Origin of the sequence: Halorubrum rutilum, assembly GCF_042665015.1 — an archaeon.
GTDB lineage: Archaea > Halobacteriota > Halobacteria > Halobacteriales > Haloferacaceae > Halorubrum > Halorubrum rutilum.
In genome coordinates, this window is record NZ_JBHTBL010000005.1 from 177,668 (window position 1) to 194,319 (window position 16,652).

Annotated in this window: 16 protein-coding genes; 8 read left to right on the top strand and 8 right to left on the bottom strand. The window is 71.7% G+C overall.

Annotated features, from left to right (window positions below; all coding sequences use genetic code 11):
* Positions 1-3: 3 nt before the first annotated feature.
* From trkA to ACFQMF_RS07185, 4 genes are all read right to left on the bottom strand, one after another.
* Positions 4-1,341, bottom strand: coding sequence for a Trk system potassium transporter TrkA (trkA, locus tag ACFQMF_RS07170; protein WP_256409454.1), 1,338 nt, complete (start codon positions 1,339-1,341; stop codon positions 4-6).
* 86 nt (positions 1,342-1,427) lie between these two features.
* On the bottom strand, positions 1,428-2,321 hold the full coding sequence (locus ACFQMF_RS07175; RefSeq protein WP_256409455.1) for a mechanosensitive ion channel family protein: 894 nt from the start codon (positions 2,319-2,321) through the stop codon (positions 1,428-1,430).
* The gene (locus ACFQMF_RS07180; RefSeq protein WP_256409456.1) at positions 2,321-2,566 is read right to left on the bottom strand and encodes a YhbY family RNA-binding protein; all 246 of its coding nucleotides are present in this window, start codon (positions 2,564-2,566) and stop codon (positions 2,321-2,323) included. Before ACFQMF_RS07180 ends, ACFQMF_RS07175 begins: the two co-directional genes overlap by 1 nt.
* A gap of 69 nt (positions 2,567-2,635) precedes the next feature.
* Complete coding sequence (locus tag ACFQMF_RS07185) at positions 2,636-3,100, bottom strand: SHOCT domain-containing protein (RefSeq protein WP_256409457.1); 465 nt, start codon at positions 3,098-3,100, stop codon at positions 2,636-2,638.
* Between the two features lie 159 nt (positions 3,101-3,259).
* On the opposite strand from ACFQMF_RS07185, the gene ACFQMF_RS07190 reads away from it, so the two are divergent.
* Genes ACFQMF_RS07190 through ACFQMF_RS07200 form a run of 3 tightly spaced genes read left to right on the top strand, consistent with a single transcriptional unit; the run spans position 3,260 to position 6,143 of the window.
* The gene (locus tag ACFQMF_RS07190) at positions 3,260-4,339 is read left to right on the top strand and encodes a metal ABC transporter substrate-binding protein (protein ID WP_256409458.1); all 1,080 of its coding nucleotides are present in this window, start codon (positions 3,260-3,262) and stop codon (positions 4,337-4,339) included.
* Positions 4,336-5,160, top strand: a complete 825-nt coding sequence (locus ACFQMF_RS07195) for a metal ABC transporter ATP-binding protein (protein WP_256409459.1) — start codon at positions 4,336-4,338, stop codon at positions 5,158-5,160. Before ACFQMF_RS07190 ends, ACFQMF_RS07195 begins: the two co-directional genes overlap by 4 nt.
* Positions 5,157-6,143: a metal ABC transporter permease gene (locus tag ACFQMF_RS07200; RefSeq protein ID WP_379791771.1), complete on the top strand. Its 987-nt coding sequence runs from the start codon at positions 5,157-5,159 to the stop codon at positions 6,141-6,143. Before ACFQMF_RS07195 ends, ACFQMF_RS07200 begins: the two co-directional genes overlap by 4 nt.
* 59 nt (positions 6,144-6,202) lie before the next feature.
* On the opposite strand, the gene ACFQMF_RS07205 is transcribed toward ACFQMF_RS07200, so the two are convergent.
* Entirely contained in the window at positions 6,203-6,904 is a 702-nt protein-coding gene (locus ACFQMF_RS07205; protein ID WP_256409460.1) for an HD domain-containing protein, read from the bottom strand.
* A gap of 229 nt (positions 6,905-7,133) precedes the next feature.
* On the opposite strand from ACFQMF_RS07205, the gene ACFQMF_RS07210 reads away from it, so the two are divergent.
* The 4 genes from ACFQMF_RS07210 (at position 7,134) to ACFQMF_RS07225 (ending at position 11,372) form a co-directional block, all read left to right on the top strand.
* The gene (locus ACFQMF_RS07210; protein WP_256409461.1) at positions 7,134-8,087 is read left to right on the top strand and encodes a cation diffusion facilitator family transporter; all 954 of its coding nucleotides are present in this window, start codon (positions 7,134-7,136) and stop codon (positions 8,085-8,087) included.
* 109 nt (positions 8,088-8,196) lie between these two features.
* Complete coding sequence (locus ACFQMF_RS07215; RefSeq protein WP_256409462.1) at positions 8,197-8,886, top strand: YqjF family protein; 690 nt, start codon at positions 8,197-8,199, stop codon at positions 8,884-8,886.
* A gap of 72 nt (positions 8,887-8,958) precedes the next feature.
* Complete coding sequence (locus ACFQMF_RS07220) at positions 8,959-9,423, top strand: PH domain-containing protein (RefSeq protein ID WP_256409463.1); 465 nt, start codon at positions 8,959-8,961, stop codon at positions 9,421-9,423.
* Entirely contained in the window at positions 9,420-11,372 is a 1,953-nt protein-coding gene (locus ACFQMF_RS07225) for a PH domain-containing protein (protein ID WP_256409464.1), read from the top strand. The genes ACFQMF_RS07220 and ACFQMF_RS07225 overlap by 4 nt, the downstream gene beginning before the upstream one ends.
* 18 nt (positions 11,373-11,390) lie before the next feature.
* Here the strand turns inward: ACFQMF_RS07225 and ACFQMF_RS07230 are convergent, their stop codons facing one another.
* Complete coding sequence (locus tag ACFQMF_RS07230) at positions 11,391-12,581, bottom strand: acyl-CoA dehydrogenase family protein (RefSeq protein ID WP_256409465.1); 1,191 nt, start codon at positions 12,579-12,581, stop codon at positions 11,391-11,393.
* Between the two features lie 197 nt (positions 12,582-12,778).
* Between ACFQMF_RS07230 and ACFQMF_RS07235 the strand changes: the two genes are divergently transcribed.
* Complete coding sequence (locus ACFQMF_RS07235; protein ID WP_256409466.1) at positions 12,779-13,846, top strand: phytoene/squalene synthase family protein; 1,068 nt, start codon at positions 12,779-12,781, stop codon at positions 13,844-13,846.
* Positions 13,847-13,875: 29 nt separating this feature from the next.
* Here the strand turns inward: ACFQMF_RS07235 and ACFQMF_RS07240 are convergent, their stop codons facing one another.
* Positions 13,876-15,855 carry a DEAD/DEAH box helicase gene (locus ACFQMF_RS07240; RefSeq protein WP_256409467.1) on the bottom strand — a complete coding sequence of 660 codons (1,980 nt, stop codon included), beginning with the start codon at positions 15,853-15,855 and terminating at the stop codon, positions 13,876-13,878.
* Positions 15,856-16,008: 153 nt separating this feature from the next.
* The gene (locus tag ACFQMF_RS07245; protein WP_256409468.1) at positions 16,009-16,596 is read right to left on the bottom strand and encodes a HalX domain-containing protein; all 588 of its coding nucleotides are present in this window, start codon (positions 16,594-16,596) and stop codon (positions 16,009-16,011) included.
* Positions 16,597-16,652: the final 56 nt, after the last annotated feature.

The window sequence follows — 16,652 nt, forward strand, 5'->3', positions numbered from 1 at the left end:
GACTCACGCCATCGCGGTGATCGCGCTCACGGAGTCGGACTCCACGAACAGGATGACGTGGTCGCCGGGCCGGAGCACGGTGTCGCCCCGCGGCGTGACGAGGTCGCGGCCGCGGGTGATCGCGCCGACGACGAACCGCGCGTCGGTGTCAGCGACGATCTCCGATATCGGTCGCCCGACGAGCCCGCACCCCTCGGTGAGTTCGAGTTCGAGGACCTCGGCCTGGTCGTTCTCCAGCACGGCGATGTTCTCCGCGACGCTCTCGTAGGTGAACCGGGTGATCTCCTCGGCGGTCACGGTGCGCGGGTTGATCGCGATGTCGATCCCGATCTCCTCGAAGACGGTGACGTAGTCCGGGCTGTCGACGACGGCGATCACGCGGTCGACGCCGAGCCGCTTGGCGAGCACGGAGATGAGGAGGTTCTTCTCGTCGGACCGGAGCGCGGTGACGACGATGTCGGCCTCGTCGACGTGCTCGCGCGTGAGGAACTCCGTGTCCGTCGCGTCGTGCTCCATCACGACGGTGTTCGGGAGGTTCTCCGCGAGCCAGCGCGCGCGGTCGGCGTCCCGCTCGATCAGCCGCGGCGTGAACTCGCGCTCCTCCAGCAGCCGCGCGGTCTGATAGCCGATCTCGCTGCCGCCGACGACGACGATCTCGTCGGCGCGGTCGGGGGTCGTCTCGGGCGCCACGTCGGTCGCGAACGACTGGACGCTCTCGGGGCTCCCGATCACCACCGCGCGGTCCGCGACCCTGATGTCCGTGTCGCCCCGCGGGACGATCATCTCGCCGTCGCGGAACAGCCCCGCGAACGTGAGCGACTCGAAGCGGTCGGCCTCCGAGACGGTCTGTCCCGCCACGGGGCTCCCCTCGGCGATCTCGAACTCGGCCATCTGGACCAGCCCGCTCGCGAACGGGTCGACGTCGATCGCGGCCGGGAGCCCGATGACGCGGACGATGTTCTGCGCGGTCAACAGGTCCGTACACACCATGAAGTCGACGCCGAACGCGCCCTCGCTGCCCTCCCACGTCCGGAGGAAGTCGGTGCTCTTCACGCGGGCGATCGTGAACCCGTCGCCGAGCGTCTTCGCGGTGCCGCAGGCGACGAGGTTCGTCTGGTCGTTGTCGGTGCAGGCGATGACCATGTCCGCGCGGCCGACCTCCGCCGCCGTCTGGATGTCGGAGGTCGTCCCGTCGCCGGCGATCGTGAGCACGTCGAGCTCGTACTTCAGCTGCTCCGCGCGCTCGGGGTCGACGTCGACGACGACGACCTCGTGGTCCGACGCGAGGCTCGAAGCGATGCTCGTCCCGACCTCGCCGGCCCCGATGACGACCACGTGCATGGGCCCAACGAGTCACCGAGCCCTCAAGTTCGTTACTATCGGGAGCCGGGGGAGCGCCGCGGAACGGCGGTCCGCCCGACGGACGCCTACGCCTCCCCGCCGAACGACGAGGGGTCCGTCCACTCGTTCCGCCCGGAGACGGTCCGCTGCGGGAACGGGATCGAGATCCCCTCCTCGTCGAACCGCCGCTTGACGGCCTTCACGTAGTCCGCGCGCGCCTTCACGAAGTCGGCCCGCGACGGGTCGTCGATCCAGATCCGCGACTGCAGCCCGACGTAGGAGTCGGCCAGCTCGGTCAGCCGCACCGACGGCGCGGGGTCGTCGAGGATCGCGTCGCTCGCCTCGGCCTCCTCCACGATGATCTCGGTCGCCCGCTCCACGTCGTCCTCGTAGTCGATCCCGAAGACGAACTTCAGCCGGAGCGTCCCCTTCGCGACCGGGTTCTTCACCACGTCGCTCGTCAGCGCGTGGTTCGGCACCGTGAGCAGCTCGTTGTCGAACGTGCGGACGCGGGTGACTCGGAACGAGATGTCCTCCACGACCCCCGAGTTCCCCTGCCACTCGATCCAGTCGCCGATGCGGAACGGCTTGTCCGTGTAGATGAAGACGCCCGCGACGAAGTTCTTGATCACGTCCTGGAGCGCGAAGCCGATCGCGAGCGTCGCCGCCGCGGCGATCGTCGCCAGCGAGCGCAGGAACCCCTGGTACCCCGCCGCCCCGAACGCGACCGTGACGCCGGCGAACAGCACGAGGAACGCGACGATCTTCTGGAGCGGTCGCCGCGCGTGCTCATCGAGCCCCTGCCTGTCGAAGACCCGCCGGACGAGCGGCGCGATGGCCGCCTTGTAGAGGAGGTACGTCGCGGCGACGACGGCGAGGAAGATCGCGGCGTCGACGGCGAGGCCGGTCGCCGGGCCGAGGTACGGCTCCAGCGTCCCCGCGACCCCGACGACCCCGCCCGTACCGCCCGCGGCGCTCATCAGTGGAGCACCGCCGTGTTCCCGCGCGTCTCCACGAGCTCGGCGTCGGCCGCGTCGGCCAGCTCCGCGGCGAGCGCGTCGGTCGTGGTCCCGCCCCGCGCCGCCCGGAGGAACTTCACCTTCACGAGCTTGGCGTCGTCGAGCTGGTCGGCCGTCTCGTCGACGACGGCGTCGACGCCCTTCTTCCCGACCCAGACGGTGACGTCGAGGTCGTGCGCTTCCTTGCGAAGCTGTTGGTCGCTCATACCCCGTTCACTCGGTCGCGGCAGTTGAAGCTTGAGGTTCGCGGACGGCGCCCCTCGGGACGCCCGTCGTCACCGCTCGCGCTCGGCGTCGCGGTCCGCGTTGGGGCCCTCGTCTCGCTCGCGGTCCGCGGCGCGGTCGGGCGCCCGATCGCGACGCGCGTACTCGGCCGCGTCCTCCGGCGTCTCGGTCTCCAGCAGTCGGTCGAGCTTCCGCTCGAACTGCTCATCGGTGAGGTCTCCCTCGGCGTACCGCGTGCGAAGCCGATCGAGCGCGTCGCTCGCGCGTTCGGGCCCCGCGTCGGCGTCGGACTCTGCGGTGCGGTCGCCGCGCACGTCGCCGGGCCACCTCGCCGCCTCGCCCTCGTCGAACAGGATCGCGACCGCCGGGACGACGACCACGTAGCCGAACAGCAGCAGCGGGAGCCACCACCCGACGTCGAGGAAGAGCGCCGCGAGCCACGTCCCCGTCACGACCGTCACCGCGATCTCGCTCGCGTTCCGCTCGAACCGCCCGCGCACGCCGGAGTCCGCCATTGTCGCACCCGTGCCGGTCGCGCAACTAAACGGTATCGCCGCGTTCGGCGGTCTCGGCGGTGCTAGCGACCGTTCCCCTCCCGCCGCAAAAAATTAGACTACTCTAATCTTTTTCTTTGGTCCAAAGAGTATTATATACACCGCCGCAAAAGAGCGGCAATGAACACTGACACGAACGAGGCGACCGGTCTCTCGCGTCGGCGGTTCGCCGGTGTCGGCGCCGGCATCCTCGCGGGCGGTCTCGCCGGCTGCGCGGGGAACGCGGCCGATCCGGGGGAGTCCGGCGGAGGAGATCCGGCGGGCGACGGGACCGACGAAGCCGCCGCCGACGGCGAGTACACGGTCGTGGCCTCCTTCTTCACCTTCTACGACTTCGCCGACGCGCTCGCCGAAGGGACGGACGTCGCGGTCGAGAACCTGGTCCCGACCGGGCTCCACGGCCACGGCTGGGAGCCCGACCCGTCGATCCAGCGCCGGATCACCGACGCCGACGCCCTCGTCCACGTCGGGCCCGACTTCCAGCCGTGGGTCGACCGCGCGATCGAGACGCTGGAGGCGGAGACGACGGAGACGGCGCTGATAAACGCCCGCGCCGGGGTCGACCTGCTCGACCTCGCCGACTCGCTGACCGAGGACGAGGCGGTCGAGGACGCGAAGGACCCGCACTTCTGGCTCGACCCGCGGCGCGCGACGGTCGCGGTCGAGAACATCGCCGACGGGCTCGCGGCGCTCGCTCCCGACGACGAGGCGACGATCCGCGAGAACGCCGACGCGATCGACGCCGAGCTCGACGCCCTCGACGCGGAGTGGCGGGCCGTCTTCGACGCGGCCGAGCGCGACGTGGCGTTCCTCGCGGCGCACAACGCCTTCGCGTACGTCTCGGAGCGCTACGGCGCGACGATCGAGCCGCTGGTGGTGAACCTCGCGGCCAGCGACGACGTGCGGCCGGCCGACATGCGGCGGGCGCAGGACACGATCGCCGCCAACGATATCCGCCACATCGGTGCGGCCGTCTTCGAGCCGATACGGCCGGCGAGACAGCTCCTCGCGCAGACCGACGTCGAGGCGTACTTCCCGGTGACGCCGTACGCCGGGACGGCCGAATCGTGGGTCGAGCGCGGCTGGGGGTACTTCGAGATCGCCCGCGAGGTGAACCTCTCGACGTTCCGGATCCTCCTCGGCGTCGACGACCCCGACGACGTGACGTTCGCCGACTACGGTCGGAACTTCGAGCCATGAGCGGGGAACACGCCGCGCGCGAGGAGACCACGAGCGGGGACGCCGCCGCCGCCGAGCGCTCCCGCGCGAGCGAGATCGGACCCCTCGTCGACGCCCGCGGGCTGACGTTCGGCTACGCGGCGTCGCCCGTCGTCGAGGACGTGGACCTGCGGGTCGAGCGCGGCGAGTACGTCGGGATCGTCGGGCCGAACGGCTCCGGGAAGAGCACGCTGCTCCGCCTCCTCCTCGGGCTCCACGAGCCCGACGCGGGGACGGCCGAGCTGCTCGGCCACCCCGCCCGGGCGTTCGCGGAGCGCGAGCGCGTCGGCTACGTCGCGCAGGACGTGACCGAGGACGAGAAGCGCATGCCGATCACGGTGAGCGAGGTCGTCCTCATGGGCCGGTTCCCGCACGCCGGCTTCGGGCGGGTGACCGCCGCCGACCGCGACCGCGTCCGCGAGGCGCTGGCGACGGTCGGAATCGAGGGGCTCGCCGACCGGAAGATCGCCGCGCTCTCGGGCGGGCAGCGCCAGCGGACGTACATCGCGCGGGCGCTCGCCGGCGAGGCGGAGCTGCTCGTCCTGGACGAGCCGACCGTCGGCGTCGACGCCGAGTCGGTCGACGCCTTCTTCGCCCTCCTCGACGACCTCGTCGCCGACGGGATCACCGTCCTCCTCGTCGAGCACGACATCGGCGCCGTCATCGAGCACGCCTCCCGGGTCGTCTGTCTCAACCGCGAGGTGTACTTCGACGGCGACCCGGTCGCGTTCGCCGAGAGCGACGCCTTGGACCGCGCCTATGGGACGAACGTGCGCCGCGAGGCGGGAGGGCTCCGGACGTGACCCCGGCGGCGCCCGCCGCGGTCGCGTCGGTCCTCCCGTCGAGCGCCCCCTTCGACCTCCTCTCGCGGCTCGTCGGGCTGTGGAGCGACGGGCTCGGCTGGGTCGGCGAGAGGCTCGGGATCGCGATGCTGGAGTACGTCTTCATGCACCACGCCTTCCTCGTCGGCGCGCTCATCGCGGTGATGGCGCCGCTTATCGGCACCTTCCTCGTCCACCGCCAGCTCGCGCTCATCGGCGACGCGCTCGCGCACACCGCGTTCGCGGGCGTCGCCGTCGGGCTGTTCGTCAACTCCGTGCTCGGGACGGGGATCTCGCCGTACGTCACGGCCGTGGTCGTCGCCGTGATCGCCGCGCTGGCGATCGAGCTGATCTCGGAGACCACCGACGCGTACAACGACGTGTCGATGGCGATCGTGCTCTCGACCGGCTTCGCGCTCGGCGCGGTCCTCATCAGTTTAAATACCGGCGGGCTCGCGGTCGGGATCAACCAGTACCTGTTCGGGAACCTCTCGACGGTCTCCCGGGAGAACGCCGTCCTGCTGGTCGCGCTCTTCGCGATCGTCTCGCTCGTCGTCACGGTCACGTACAAACAGCTGCTGTACGTCACGTTCGACGAGACTGCCGCGCGGGTCGCCGGGATCGACGTCCCGTGGTACAACCGCCTGATGACGACGCTGACCGCGCTCGTCGTCGTCGGCGCGATGCAGATCATGGGCGTCATCCTCGTCGCCGCGATGCTCGTCGTGCCCGTCGCGGCCGCCGCCCAGCTCGCCCGCGGCTTCCGCGAGGCCCTGCTCGCGTCGGTCGTGCTGGCGCAGATCGCGGTGATCGTCGGGATCACGCTGTCGTTCAGCTACAACACGACCGCCGGCGGCACCATCGTCCTCGTCGCCGTCGGCGTCTACGTCGCCGCGGTGCTCGCCGGGAAGGCCCGGTCGCGACGGGCGGGGGACGACGTCGATCGCCCGGAGCCGGCGGAGTAGCCGGCCGTCCCACCGCGCCGGTCGCGGAGAGGCCGCCGAGCGCGAGCGGGGCGCCGCGGTCAGCGCTCGGTGACGCCCTCGGCGTCCATCCGGCTGACCTCCTCTTCGAGCCACTCGCGGATCCACTTCACGCGCTTGATGCGCTGGTGTGCGATGCTCTCGGCGGTGTCGGAGACGACGCGCTCGGTGTGGTCGTGCGCGCGCTGGAGCACGCGGTCGACCATCTTCGCGGCGTCCATGTGCGTCCGGGACTCGTACCCCATCCGCAGCAGCATCAGCACGGCGCCGTTGGCGCCGACCTTGTCGAGCAGGTCGGCCTCCATCAGGCACCGGCTCTCGAGCGACACGTCCGCGAGGTCGCCCGTGTACGAGTGGTCGACGACCGCCCCGCACACCTCCTCGACGAACGACTCGGGGTAGTCGCCGCGGCTCTGCAGGTACTCGCGGGCGACGCGGGCGCCGGCCTCGGCGTGGACGTCCTGTTCCGCCTCCAGCTTCGCGACGTCGTGGAACACCGCGGCGACCCGGACCACGTCGACGTCGGCGCCCTCGGCCTCGGCGATCTCGGTCGCGAGGTCGACGACGTTGACGATGTGGTTGAACCGGTAGTCCGCGGAGTGCCACGGGTACCAGCGCATCCGACCGCCGTCCTCCTCGCTCTCGACGCTGGCCGCGAGGTAGTCCCGCACGAACCCCATCATCTCCTCGAAGTCCTCGTCGCTCACCTCCGTTTCCTTAATCTCGACGCCCACGGGGACCACCTCGGGCGAAAAACTCGTGATTCATTACCGTAACCGAGGAGCGTTTCGTTCTTAGTCGTTACGACGGGCGGCGATCCGCGGCGCTGGGGCCGCGATCGTCGGGCGTCGGCCGCCTCGGCGGCGCGGCGGCTCCCGGGACCGCGCGGCGGTTCTCCGAGCCGCGCGGGGGCTCTCGGCCGCCGATCGAAACGGCGAGGTTCTTAAGCACGCCCGGCGACGACCCGGACGTATGTGGCGCCCCTGGGGTGACGGCGAGAAGGCCCGATTCCGGCTGGCCGCGGGGGCGAACATCCTCGGCAACGCGGTGAAGATCGCGGTCGTCGGGGCCACCGGGCTAGCGTTCGGGAGCGTCGCGCTGCTCGCCGACGCCGCCCACTCGGTCGCCGACCTCGTCGCCAGCGCGGTCGTCTTCGTCTGGGGGGGCGCCCGCTACGACGACGCCGACGAGACGCACCCCCACGGCCACCAGCGGATCGAACCGCTGGCGGCGCTGTTCGTCGGCGCGACCATCTTCCTGCTCGGCGCGTTGCTGCTGCGGGAGTCCGTCTCGGAGTTCCTCGGGTCGCCGGAGATCACGGCGAGCCCCGTCCTCGTCGCGGCGCTGGCGTTCGCGCTGGTCGACATGTACCTCCTCTACCGGTACACCGAGCGGGTCAACGCGACCCTCGGGTCGACGGCGCTGACCGCGCTGGCGGCCGACTGCCTCAACGACATCTACACCACCGTCGCGGCGCTTGTCGGGGTGGTCGGCGCGCTGTTCGGGTTCCCCGTCCTCGACCCCGTCGCCGGCGCGCTGGTCAGCGTCCTCGTCGTCTACCAGGGGATCGAGATCGCCCGCGAGAACGTCACCTACCTCGTCGGCGCGGCGCCGCCGGCCGGGGACCGCGACCGCGTGATCGAGGCGCTCCGCGAACACCCGGCCGTTGAGGGCGTCCACGACCTGACGGTGTTCTACGACGGGACCGACCTGGAGGTCGAGGTCCACGTCGAGGTCGACGGCGAGATGACGCTCCGGGAGGCCCACGACGTCGAGACCCAGCTCGTCACCGGCCTCCGCGACCTGCGCGACGTCGGCGACGTCCACGTCCACCTCGACCCGTCCGGCCTCGGCGAGTGGAAGGACGCCGACGACGCGGGCGAGGGGTCCGGTCCGGCCCCCGAACCGGGGACCCGCGACGCCTGACCCGGATCGGGATGGGCCGGAACGCCTGACCCGGTCCGGAACGGGAGGCCGAGCCTCCAGAGCCCTCGCTCGTCGTGTGGGTTTTGCCCGTCGCGCCCCTACCTCGGGTATGTTCGGACGCCGCTGGCTGGAGATGACGTGGCGCGACGGGCTGTTCTGCCACTGGCCGGTCGACTCCGCGGTCGTCGACGAGACGCTTCCCGAGCGGCTCTCGGTCGCCACGCACGACGGCGACGCGTACCTCGGCGTCGTCGCGTTCGTGATGGACGGGATCCGGCCGCGCGGGTCGCCCGTCGGCCTCTCGTTCCCGGAGCTCAACCTCCGGACCTACGTCGAAGGTCCCGCGGGCCCCGGGGTCTACTTCTACAACCTCGACGCCGACGACCGCCTCGGCGTCGCGGTCGCCCGGCGCCTGTTCGCCCTGCCGTACTACCGGGCCGAGATGAGCGCGACGCGGTCCCGGGCCGGCGAGGGCGTCCGGTTCCGGAGCCGCCGGACGCACCGCGGCGTCCCGAGCGCGCGGTTCGACGCGACCTACGAGCCGACCGGCGAGGCGTTCGCGGCCGAGCCGGGGTCGCTCGACGCGTTCCTCGTCGAGAACTACCGGTTCTACGCTCACGGAGACCGCCTCTACCGCGGGGAGATCGCGCACGAGCCGTGGACGCTGCGCGAGGGGACGGCCGAGCTCCGGGCGAACACGCTGTTCGAGGCGAACGGCTTCGAGCGCCCGGACGGCGAGCCGATCGTCCACTGTGCCGACCCGATCGACGTGAGCGCGGACCGGATCCGGCGGGTCTGATCCGCCCGGACTTATACGTCGGCGTCGACAACGGCGGCGTATGACACGCGGACACGCGTCGGGGGAGCGCCGATGACGGCACAGTCGCTGCATCCCCGAATCCAGGTCGTGTGGGTCCTCCGCGCGGTGCTCGTCGCCGCGGTGCTCTCCCTCCCGTTCGCCGGCGCGTTCTACCTCGACCGGCTCCCGCGGTGGGCGCCGGTCGCCGCCGCCGGCGCCTTCCTCGCCCTCGGCGTGACGCACGCCGTGCTCAAGTACCGGCGCTGGAGCTACGAGATCCGCGAGGACGCGCTGTACCTCGACCGCGGCGTGGTGACGCAGGTCCGGACGACGGTGCCGCTGGTGCGGATCCAGCACGTCGACTCCCGGCGCGGGCCGGTCGAGCGCGGCGTCGGGCTCGCCTCCTGCGTCGTCTACACGGCCGGCTCCCGCGGCGCCGACGTCCGGATCCCGGGGCTGACGCCGGACGGCGCGAGCGACCTCCGCGAGGAGCTGAAGCGACTGGCGATCCGCGCGGACGGGGAGGACGCGGTGTGAAGCTCGCGCCCCGGTCGGTCCCGTACCGCGCGCTCCAGAAGGTGTCGGGGTTCGTCGTGGTCGCCTTCTTCGTCGTCAACAGCAACGACTTCGGACTCCCGATCGCGGTCGGTGCGGGCGGGGCGATCCTCCTCGCCGCGCTCGCGTACCAGGTCGCCTACTACCGGCGGTTCGAGTACGAGCTCACGGAGGACACGCTCGACATCTCCTCCGGCGTGATCTCGCGCCGCGAGCGGGAGATCCCCTACCGACGGATCCAGAACGTCGACGTGAGCCAGAGCGTGATCCAGCGGGCGATCGGCATCGCCGCGGTCGACCTGGAGACCGCGGGCGGCTCCTCCACCGAGGGGTCGATCCGGTTCGTCACGCCCGACGAGGCGACCCGGATCCGCCGCGAGGTCCAACGGCGCAAGTCGGGCTCGTCGGACGGCGAGTCGACCGGGGCGGCGGGGACCGACGAGGCCGCCGACGGCGACGCGGTCGGTCCGGAGGAGGAGGAGCTGTTCGCCATCTCGCCGGGCGAGCTCGCCTTGGTCGGCGCGCTCTCGTTCGACGGGCGGCTCATCGGGCTGCTGGCGTTCCTGAGCTCGGGGTCGGTCCCGGTGCTCTCCGGGTACATCCCCGAGGCGTCCGCCGCCGCGCTCACCGCGACCGCGGTCGTCGCCGTCGGCGCGCTGTTCCTCGTGTCGTGGGTCCTCGGCGCGGGGGTCGCGTTCTCGAACTACTACGGCTTCCGCCTCTCGCGCGCCGGCGACGAGCTCCGGTACGAGCGCGGGCTGTTCCGCCGGTACAGCGGCTCGATCCCGACCGAGAAGGTGCAGACGCTGACGGTCTCCGACAACCCGGCGAAGCGCGCGCTCGGCTACGCGAGCCTCTCGATCGAGACCGCCGGCTACGCCCCCGGGCAGTCCGGCGACGGGGGGAGCCAGGCGGCCGTCCCCATCGCGGCGACGGACCGCGTCTACCGGCTCGCCCACGAGGTCGAGCCGTTCGGCACGCCGACGTTCTCCCGGCCGCCGAAGCGGATCCGGTGGCGCTACGTCGTGCGGTACGCGATCGCCGTCGCGGTCCTCGTCGGCGTCGCCTTCGCCGTCGACTGGTTCGCGGGCCCCGACCTCCCGTGGTACGGTCCGGCCGTCCTGCTGCTCGCCGTGCCGCCGGCCGCGCACCTGAAGTGGAAGCACCGCGGCTACTGGCTGGGCGACGACCACCTCCTCACGCGCAACGGCTTCTGGAACCGGACGGTGACGGTCGTCCCGTACTACCGGATCCAGACCGTCATCGACAGCCGGACGATATTCCAGCGCCGGTGGAACGTGGCGACGGTCGTCGCCGACACCGCCGGGGGCAGCTCGCTCTCCGGCACGTCGGCCGCCGCGGTCGACTTCGAGCTCGACGAGGCGATCGAGCTCCGCGAGACGCTACAGGAGCGGCTCCAGTCGTCGCTCCGGGAACAGCGCGACCGCCGGGACCGCTTCGAGTGGTTCGAGGGCGACGCCGACGGGGCGGTCGGGTCGGATCTCGACGCCGATGCCGACGAGGCGGTAGAGCCAGATTCCGACGGCGATGTCGACGAGACGGCGGACGGCGACGCCGACGAGACGGTCGAGTCGACCCCTGACACCGACGCGGTCGATATCGCGGACGCCGAATCCGACGTCGACGCCGACACCGGCGACGACGACGCGAGCCCGGAGGTCCCCGACGACGGCGTCATCCGACCGGACTTCTCCACGAGCGAGCGGGACTACTCCGAGCCCGCGGAGCGGATCGACACCGGCGAGTACGCGGTCGATCGGTTCCCCTCGGACGCGGACGTGGCGCATCGCGGGGACGAGCCGGACGGAGAGAGCGGCGACGAGTCCGAGGACGGCTCGGCCGAGAGCGACGACGGGACCGCCGCGGACTCGGTCGAGAGCGGGAGCGATTCGGCGGACGACGAGACGTAGTCGGCCTCCGCGCCCGACTCACTCGTCGAGCAGGCGTTGAGCGATCGTGTTCCGCAGGACCTCGCTGGTCCCCTCGTAGATCTCGGAGAGCTTCGCGTCGCGGTAGAAGCGCTCGGCCGGGAAGTCCTTCGTGTAGCCGTAGCCGCCGTGGATCTGGATCCCCTCGTTGGCGACCTCGCGGGCGATCTCCGAGGCGTACAGCTTCGCCTGCGCGGCCTCCTTGACGTACTCCTCGCCGCGCATCTTCAGGTCCGCGGCCTCGTGCATCAGCAGCTCCGCGGCGCGGGCCTTCGTGTCCATGTCGGCGAGCTTGTGCTGGATCGCTTGGAAGTCGGAGATTGGCCGGTCGAACTGCTCGCGCTCCCCCGCGTACGACTTCGCCTCGTCGAGGGCGGCCCGGGCGATGCCGACCGACCGCGCCGCGATCGTGATCCGGCCGCCGTTCAGCGTCTTCAGCGCCTGCACGAACCCCTCGCCCTCCCCGCCGAGCCGTCGGTCCTCGGGGATCCACATGTCGTCGAAGCGGAGCTCCGCGGTCGGGCACCCCTTGTCGCCGAGCTTGTCCTCGGTCCCCTCCACGACGAAGCCGTCGTCCTCCTCGGGACGGACGACGAACGAGGAGATCCCCTTCCGGCCCGCGTCGGGGTCGGTTTTGGCGAAGAGGACGACCGTGTCCGCGACGGAGCCGTTCGAGATCCAGAGCTTCCCGCCGTTGACGAGGTAGCCGTCGCCGTCGCGCTCCGCGGCGACGCCGCTCCGTTCGGAGGCGCTCCGCGCCTCGCGCTCCGCGGTCGTGGTCATCGCCGGCACGTCCGAGCCGGCCTCGGCCTCCGAGAGCGCGAACGCCCCGACGTCCTCGCCGGTGTTCAGGGCGGTGAGGTACCGCTCCTTCTGCGCCCCGTCGCCGAACTCGTAGAGCATGTTGCCCGCGAGCGAGGTGTGTGCGGCGACGACGGTGCCGAGCCCGCCGGAGCCGCGAGAGATCTCCGCGAGGCCGATCGCGTAGCTGTGGTAGTCGAGGCCGGCGCCCTCGTACTCAACCGGGAACGGCATCCCCATGAGGCCGAGGTCGGCCATCTCGTCGATCAGGTCCGCCGGGAACTCGTCGGTCTCGTCGATTTCGGCGGCCCGCGGGACGACCTCCGCGTCGACGAACGCCGCGACCGTGTCGCGGATCTGACGCTGCTCCTCGGAGAGCGCGAAGTCCATGCCACACACTCCGGACACGGCGACTTATCGGTTTCTACACGATCTTACACGCCGGTGGGATTCCTCACCGCCGATCGCGCCGCCGTCGGTCGGTCCGTCCCCGCGAACGCCGGGACGCCGTCGCCGTCCCGGCTCGCGGAGGCTTGCGGCGTTCCACGAGGCTTTTTATGCGTTGTGCCGTAAGTGTCGGTAACTGAATGAGCGGACGAGCACACGATCCCGTCGAGCCCGACCTCTCGTGGTGTCACGAGGCGGTGCAGGGCGTTTCTCGGACCTTCGCGCTGACGGTCGACGTGTTGGAGGAGCCGATGGCCTCGCAGATCTGCGTGGGGTACCTCCTCTGCCGGGTCGCCGACACCGTCGAGGACGCTGGGCACATCCCCCCCGAGGCCCAGAGCGACGCGCTTCGCACGTACCGCAACGCCGTCGACCCCGACTCCGACGTCGACATCGCGGCGTTCCGCGAGGCCGTCGACGAGTGGCTCCCCGCGCCCGCCGAGCGCGACGAGGACTGGGAGGTCGTCGCCGAGGCCCCGACGATCGTGGCGACGTTCGAGGACTTAGAGCCCGAGGCCCGCGAGGCCATCGTCCCGCCCGTGCTGGAGATGGTCGACGGGATGGCGATGTTCGTCGACCGGCACGCCACCGAGGGCGGCCTCCGGATCGACGACCGCGACGAGTTAGAGCAGTACTGCTACTACGCCGCCGGCACCGTCGGCAACCTCATCACGAACCTCCTCACCCGGGGCGACGTCGGCGAGGACCGGGCGCAGCGGCTCCGCGACACCGCCGAGGAGTTCGGGCTGCTCCTCCAGCTCGTCAACGTCTCGAAGGACGTGTACGACGACTACACCGAGGAGAACAACGTCTACCTCCCCGCCGAGTGGCTGGCCGACGAGGGGGTCGAGCAGGAGCGCGTCGTCCATCCCGACAACCGGGAGTCGTCGGCCCGCGTCGTCGGCCGCACCGCCGAGTACGCCCGGTCGTTCCTCGACGACGCGCAGGCGTACCTGGAGACGATGCCGCTCTCGAACGGGAACACGATGGAGGCGTGGACCGTCCCGTACCTGCTCGCGGTGGGCACCCTCCGCGAGCTCAGCTCCCGCCCCGAGGACGCGCTCACCGAGACCGGCGTGAAGGTCTCCAGGCAGGAGGTGTTCGCGGTGATGTCCGTCGCCGGCGACGCCGGCCGCGACTCGCTGGCGGACCTCCGCCGGACGATCGCCCGGACGCCGTTCCACCGCGCGGTCGAGCCGGCCGACTGACGGGTCCGGCCGCCGCTTCTTCACTCCGGCTACAACCGAGCCCGCGCCCGCGACACCGCCGGCACGCTCACGCCGACCGTCTCCGCGAGCGCCTCGGCCGCGCTCAGCAGCCACTCGGCGCGCTCGATCCGCGAGTCGAGGTCGCCCGGGCCGATCCGGTACGCCTCCACGAGCTCCTCGACCGTCGCGCCCCCGATCCACTCGTCGAGGATCCGGGCGGTCTTCACCGACTCCAACCACTCCTCGAACTCGTCGGTCTCGCCCATGGCCGTGGTCAGCCGCCCCGCGTTCGCCCGGGCGAACCGGTAGATCTCGGCGCGCTCCTCGTTGCCGAGGTAGGTGTCCTGCATGTCGGGGGTGTCGCAGATCACCTCGAAGGCGGTGAGCGTCGTCGCGTCGGCCATCTCGGCGGCGGTCCGGAGCCCCGCGACGATCCGCTCGCCGGTCTCCGGCCTGACGTACTGCTTCGAGGTGGTCTCGCCGACCGGCGTGGCGACCAGCCGGTAGTCGTCGACGCCCCCGGTCTCCCGGCGGACCATCTCGGCCGCGACGAGGTCGTCGACCGCGACGGCGACGGCGTCGGCGAGGCCGCCGGCGCCGGCCTCCCGGGCGTAGAAGGTGCCCTCGAAGACGCCGAGGATCTCCTCCTCCGTCTCGGCGAAGCCGGTCGCGACCGCCGAGAGGACGTGGGTCCGGAGCGACGCGGGGTCCGCGAGCGTCGACTCGACGGCCTCCGGCTCGCCCTCCACGTAGCGCTCGACGAGCTCGGCCTCGCTGTCGGCGTCGCCGACGAGCACCGCCTCGCCGTGGGGGTCGAGCCCGGGGCGGCCCGCGCGGCCGCACATCTGGTGGACCTCCAGCGTCGGGAGCCACTCCATCGCCGACCCGGCGTAGCGCTTCTGGTCGCGGACCACGACGCGGCGCGCGGGGACGTTGACGCCGGCGGCGAGCGTCGGCGTCGCGCAGATGCATGCGACGTCGCGGTCGCGGAACGCCGACTCGACGACCGAGCGGTGCCCCGAGCGGAGCCCGGCGTGGTGGAACGCCACGCCCGACCGGAGGCAGTCGGCGAGCCGTCGCCCGGTGACCGTGCCGTCGACCGCCTCGACCTCGTCGGCGGCGGCCGCCGCGGCCGACTCGACCCCCATCTCCGCTCCGAGCCCGTCCTCGGCGAGCCGCTCCGCCAGCGCGACCGCCTCCGTCCGGGACCGCACGAACGCGAGGCACTGCCCGCCGTCGGCGACCGTGTCGGCGACGAGCGCGGCGGTGACCTCGGTGTCGTCGGGGGCGTCGTCGCCGTCGGCGTCATCGTCGCCGTCTTCTCCGGGGCCCGCTCCCCCCTCGACCGCGACGTCGATCGCCGTCCCGTCGTCGAACTCGACGCGCCCGCCGACGGCGACGCCGGTCCGGAGGTCGACCGGACGCCAGTCGGACTCGACGAGCGTCGCGTCCAGCCACCCGGCGATCGCCTCCGGGTTGTCGACGGTGGCCGAGAGCGCGACGACCTGCACGTCGGGGTTCCGGCGGCGGAGGGTCGCGAGCGTCACTTCGAGGGTCGGGCCGCGGCGCTCCGCGCCGAGGAGGTGGACCTCGTCGACGACGACGCAGGCGAGCTCGTCGACCCAGGCGGCGCCGTTGCGGATCGCCGAGTCGACCTTCTCGCTGGTGGCGACGACGACGTCGTTGCCCGCGAGCGCCTCGCCCGCGGCGTCGAAGTCGCCGGTGGAGATCCCCACGTCGACGCCGGGCAGCGCCGCGAACGCCTCGTACTTCTCCCGGGCGAGCGCCCGGAGGGGGCAGACGTACAGCCCCGGCCCGTCCGCGGTCAACAGCCCCAGCTCGGCGACGAACGTCTTGCCCGAGGCGGTGGGGATCGCCGCGACGACGTTCTCGCCCTCGCAGACGCCGGCGTCGACGGCGGCCGCCTGCGGGGGGTACAGCTCCCGGATCCCCCGCTCGGCGAAGTGGTCGACGTGCGGCTCCGCGAGCGGGAGGTCGCTGACGCGCATTCGATCGTCGGTTCGGCCGGACCGTATTTAAATAGTCGGCGGGGACGGGACCGGCGGCACCGTCGGCTTACGGACAGCGCGTCAGGTTACGGACCGCGGGAACACGACCGACGCCCGCCGGGGGCGGCCCGGCGGCGGTCCGCGGCCGGCCCGTCACTCCCCGTCGTCGAACTCCTGGAACAGCTTCTTGAAGTCATCGTCGTCCTCGGTCACCGCCTCCAGCGACTCGTCGGCCCGCGACCGCAGCTCCTCGATCCGGTCCGTGAGCCGCTGGTACTCGTCGTTGTCGGCGAGTTCCGTCGCGCTCTTCTCCGTCTCCAACATCGCCTTCTTCGAGGTCAGCGAGAACAGCTCCTGCATCTCCGTGTCGTACTCGCCGCGCCGCAACAGCCCCGAGACGGTCTCCTTGAGGGTGTCGCTGGTGACCGGCTTCACGAGGTAGTCGTCGAACCCCATCTTCAGGATGTCGAAGTCGGGCTCCACGGCGGTGACCATCGCGACCCGGCAGTCGATCCCGCGCTCGCGCACCGCCGACAGCACCTCGTCGCCAGAGAGCCCCGGCATCCGCCTGTCGAGGAGGATCGCGTCGACGTCGTCGTCGGCCTCGTCGAGCTGCTCCAGCGCCTCCTGGCCGCCGTACGCGGTCCGGACGCGGTACTCGTCGCCGAGCCACGCGGCGTACAGGTCGGCCAAATCCGGTTCGTCCTCGACCACGAGGACGAGCGGCGGTTGCTCACTCATGGGTTCTCGGAGCGACGAGGTATTCGCTCACACCTTTCGTCGTTCCGCGGGCTATA

Bases quoted from the DNA above. Each gene is read 5' to 3' on its own strand.
- trkA (WP_256409454.1), bottom strand. From the start codon at position 1,341: ATGCACGTGGTCGTCATCGGGGCCGGCGAGGTCGGGACGAGCATCGCT.
- ACFQMF_RS07175 (WP_256409455.1), bottom strand. From the start codon at position 2,321: ATGAGCGCCGCGGGCGGTACGGGCGGGGTCGTCGGGGTCGCGGGGACG.
- ACFQMF_RS07180 (WP_256409456.1), bottom strand. From the start codon at position 2,566: ATGAGCGACCAACAGCTTCGCAAGGAAGCGCACGACCTCGACGTCACC.
- ACFQMF_RS07185 (WP_256409457.1), bottom strand. From the start codon at position 3,100: ATGGCGGACTCCGGCGTGCGCGGGCGGTTCGAGCGGAACGCGAGCGAG.
- ACFQMF_RS07190 (WP_256409458.1), top strand. From the start codon at position 3,260: ATGAACACTGACACGAACGAGGCGACCGGTCTCTCGCGTCGGCGGTTC.
- ACFQMF_RS07195 (WP_256409459.1), top strand. From the start codon at position 4,336: ATGAGCGGGGAACACGCCGCGCGCGAGGAGACCACGAGCGGGGACGCC.
- ACFQMF_RS07210 (WP_256409461.1), top strand. From the start codon at position 7,134: ATGTGGCGCCCCTGGGGTGACGGCGAGAAGGCCCGATTCCGGCTGGCC.
- ACFQMF_RS07215 (WP_256409462.1), top strand. From the start codon at position 8,197: ATGTTCGGACGCCGCTGGCTGGAGATGACGTGGCGCGACGGGCTGTTC.
- ACFQMF_RS07220 (WP_256409463.1), top strand. From the start codon at position 8,959: ATGACGGCACAGTCGCTGCATCCCCGAATCCAGGTCGTGTGGGTCCTC.
- ACFQMF_RS07230 (WP_256409465.1), bottom strand. From the start codon at position 12,581: ATGGACTTCGCGCTCTCCGAGGAGCAGCGTCAGATCCGCGACACGGTC.
- ACFQMF_RS07235 (WP_256409466.1), top strand. From the start codon at position 12,779: ATGAGCGGACGAGCACACGATCCCGTCGAGCCCGACCTCTCGTGGTGT.
- ACFQMF_RS07240 (WP_256409467.1), bottom strand. From the start codon at position 15,855: ATGCGCGTCAGCGACCTCCCGCTCGCGGAGCCGCACGTCGACCACTTC.
- ACFQMF_RS07245 (WP_256409468.1), bottom strand. From the start codon at position 16,596: ATGAGTGAGCAACCGCCGCTCGTCCTCGTGGTCGAGGACGAACCGGAT.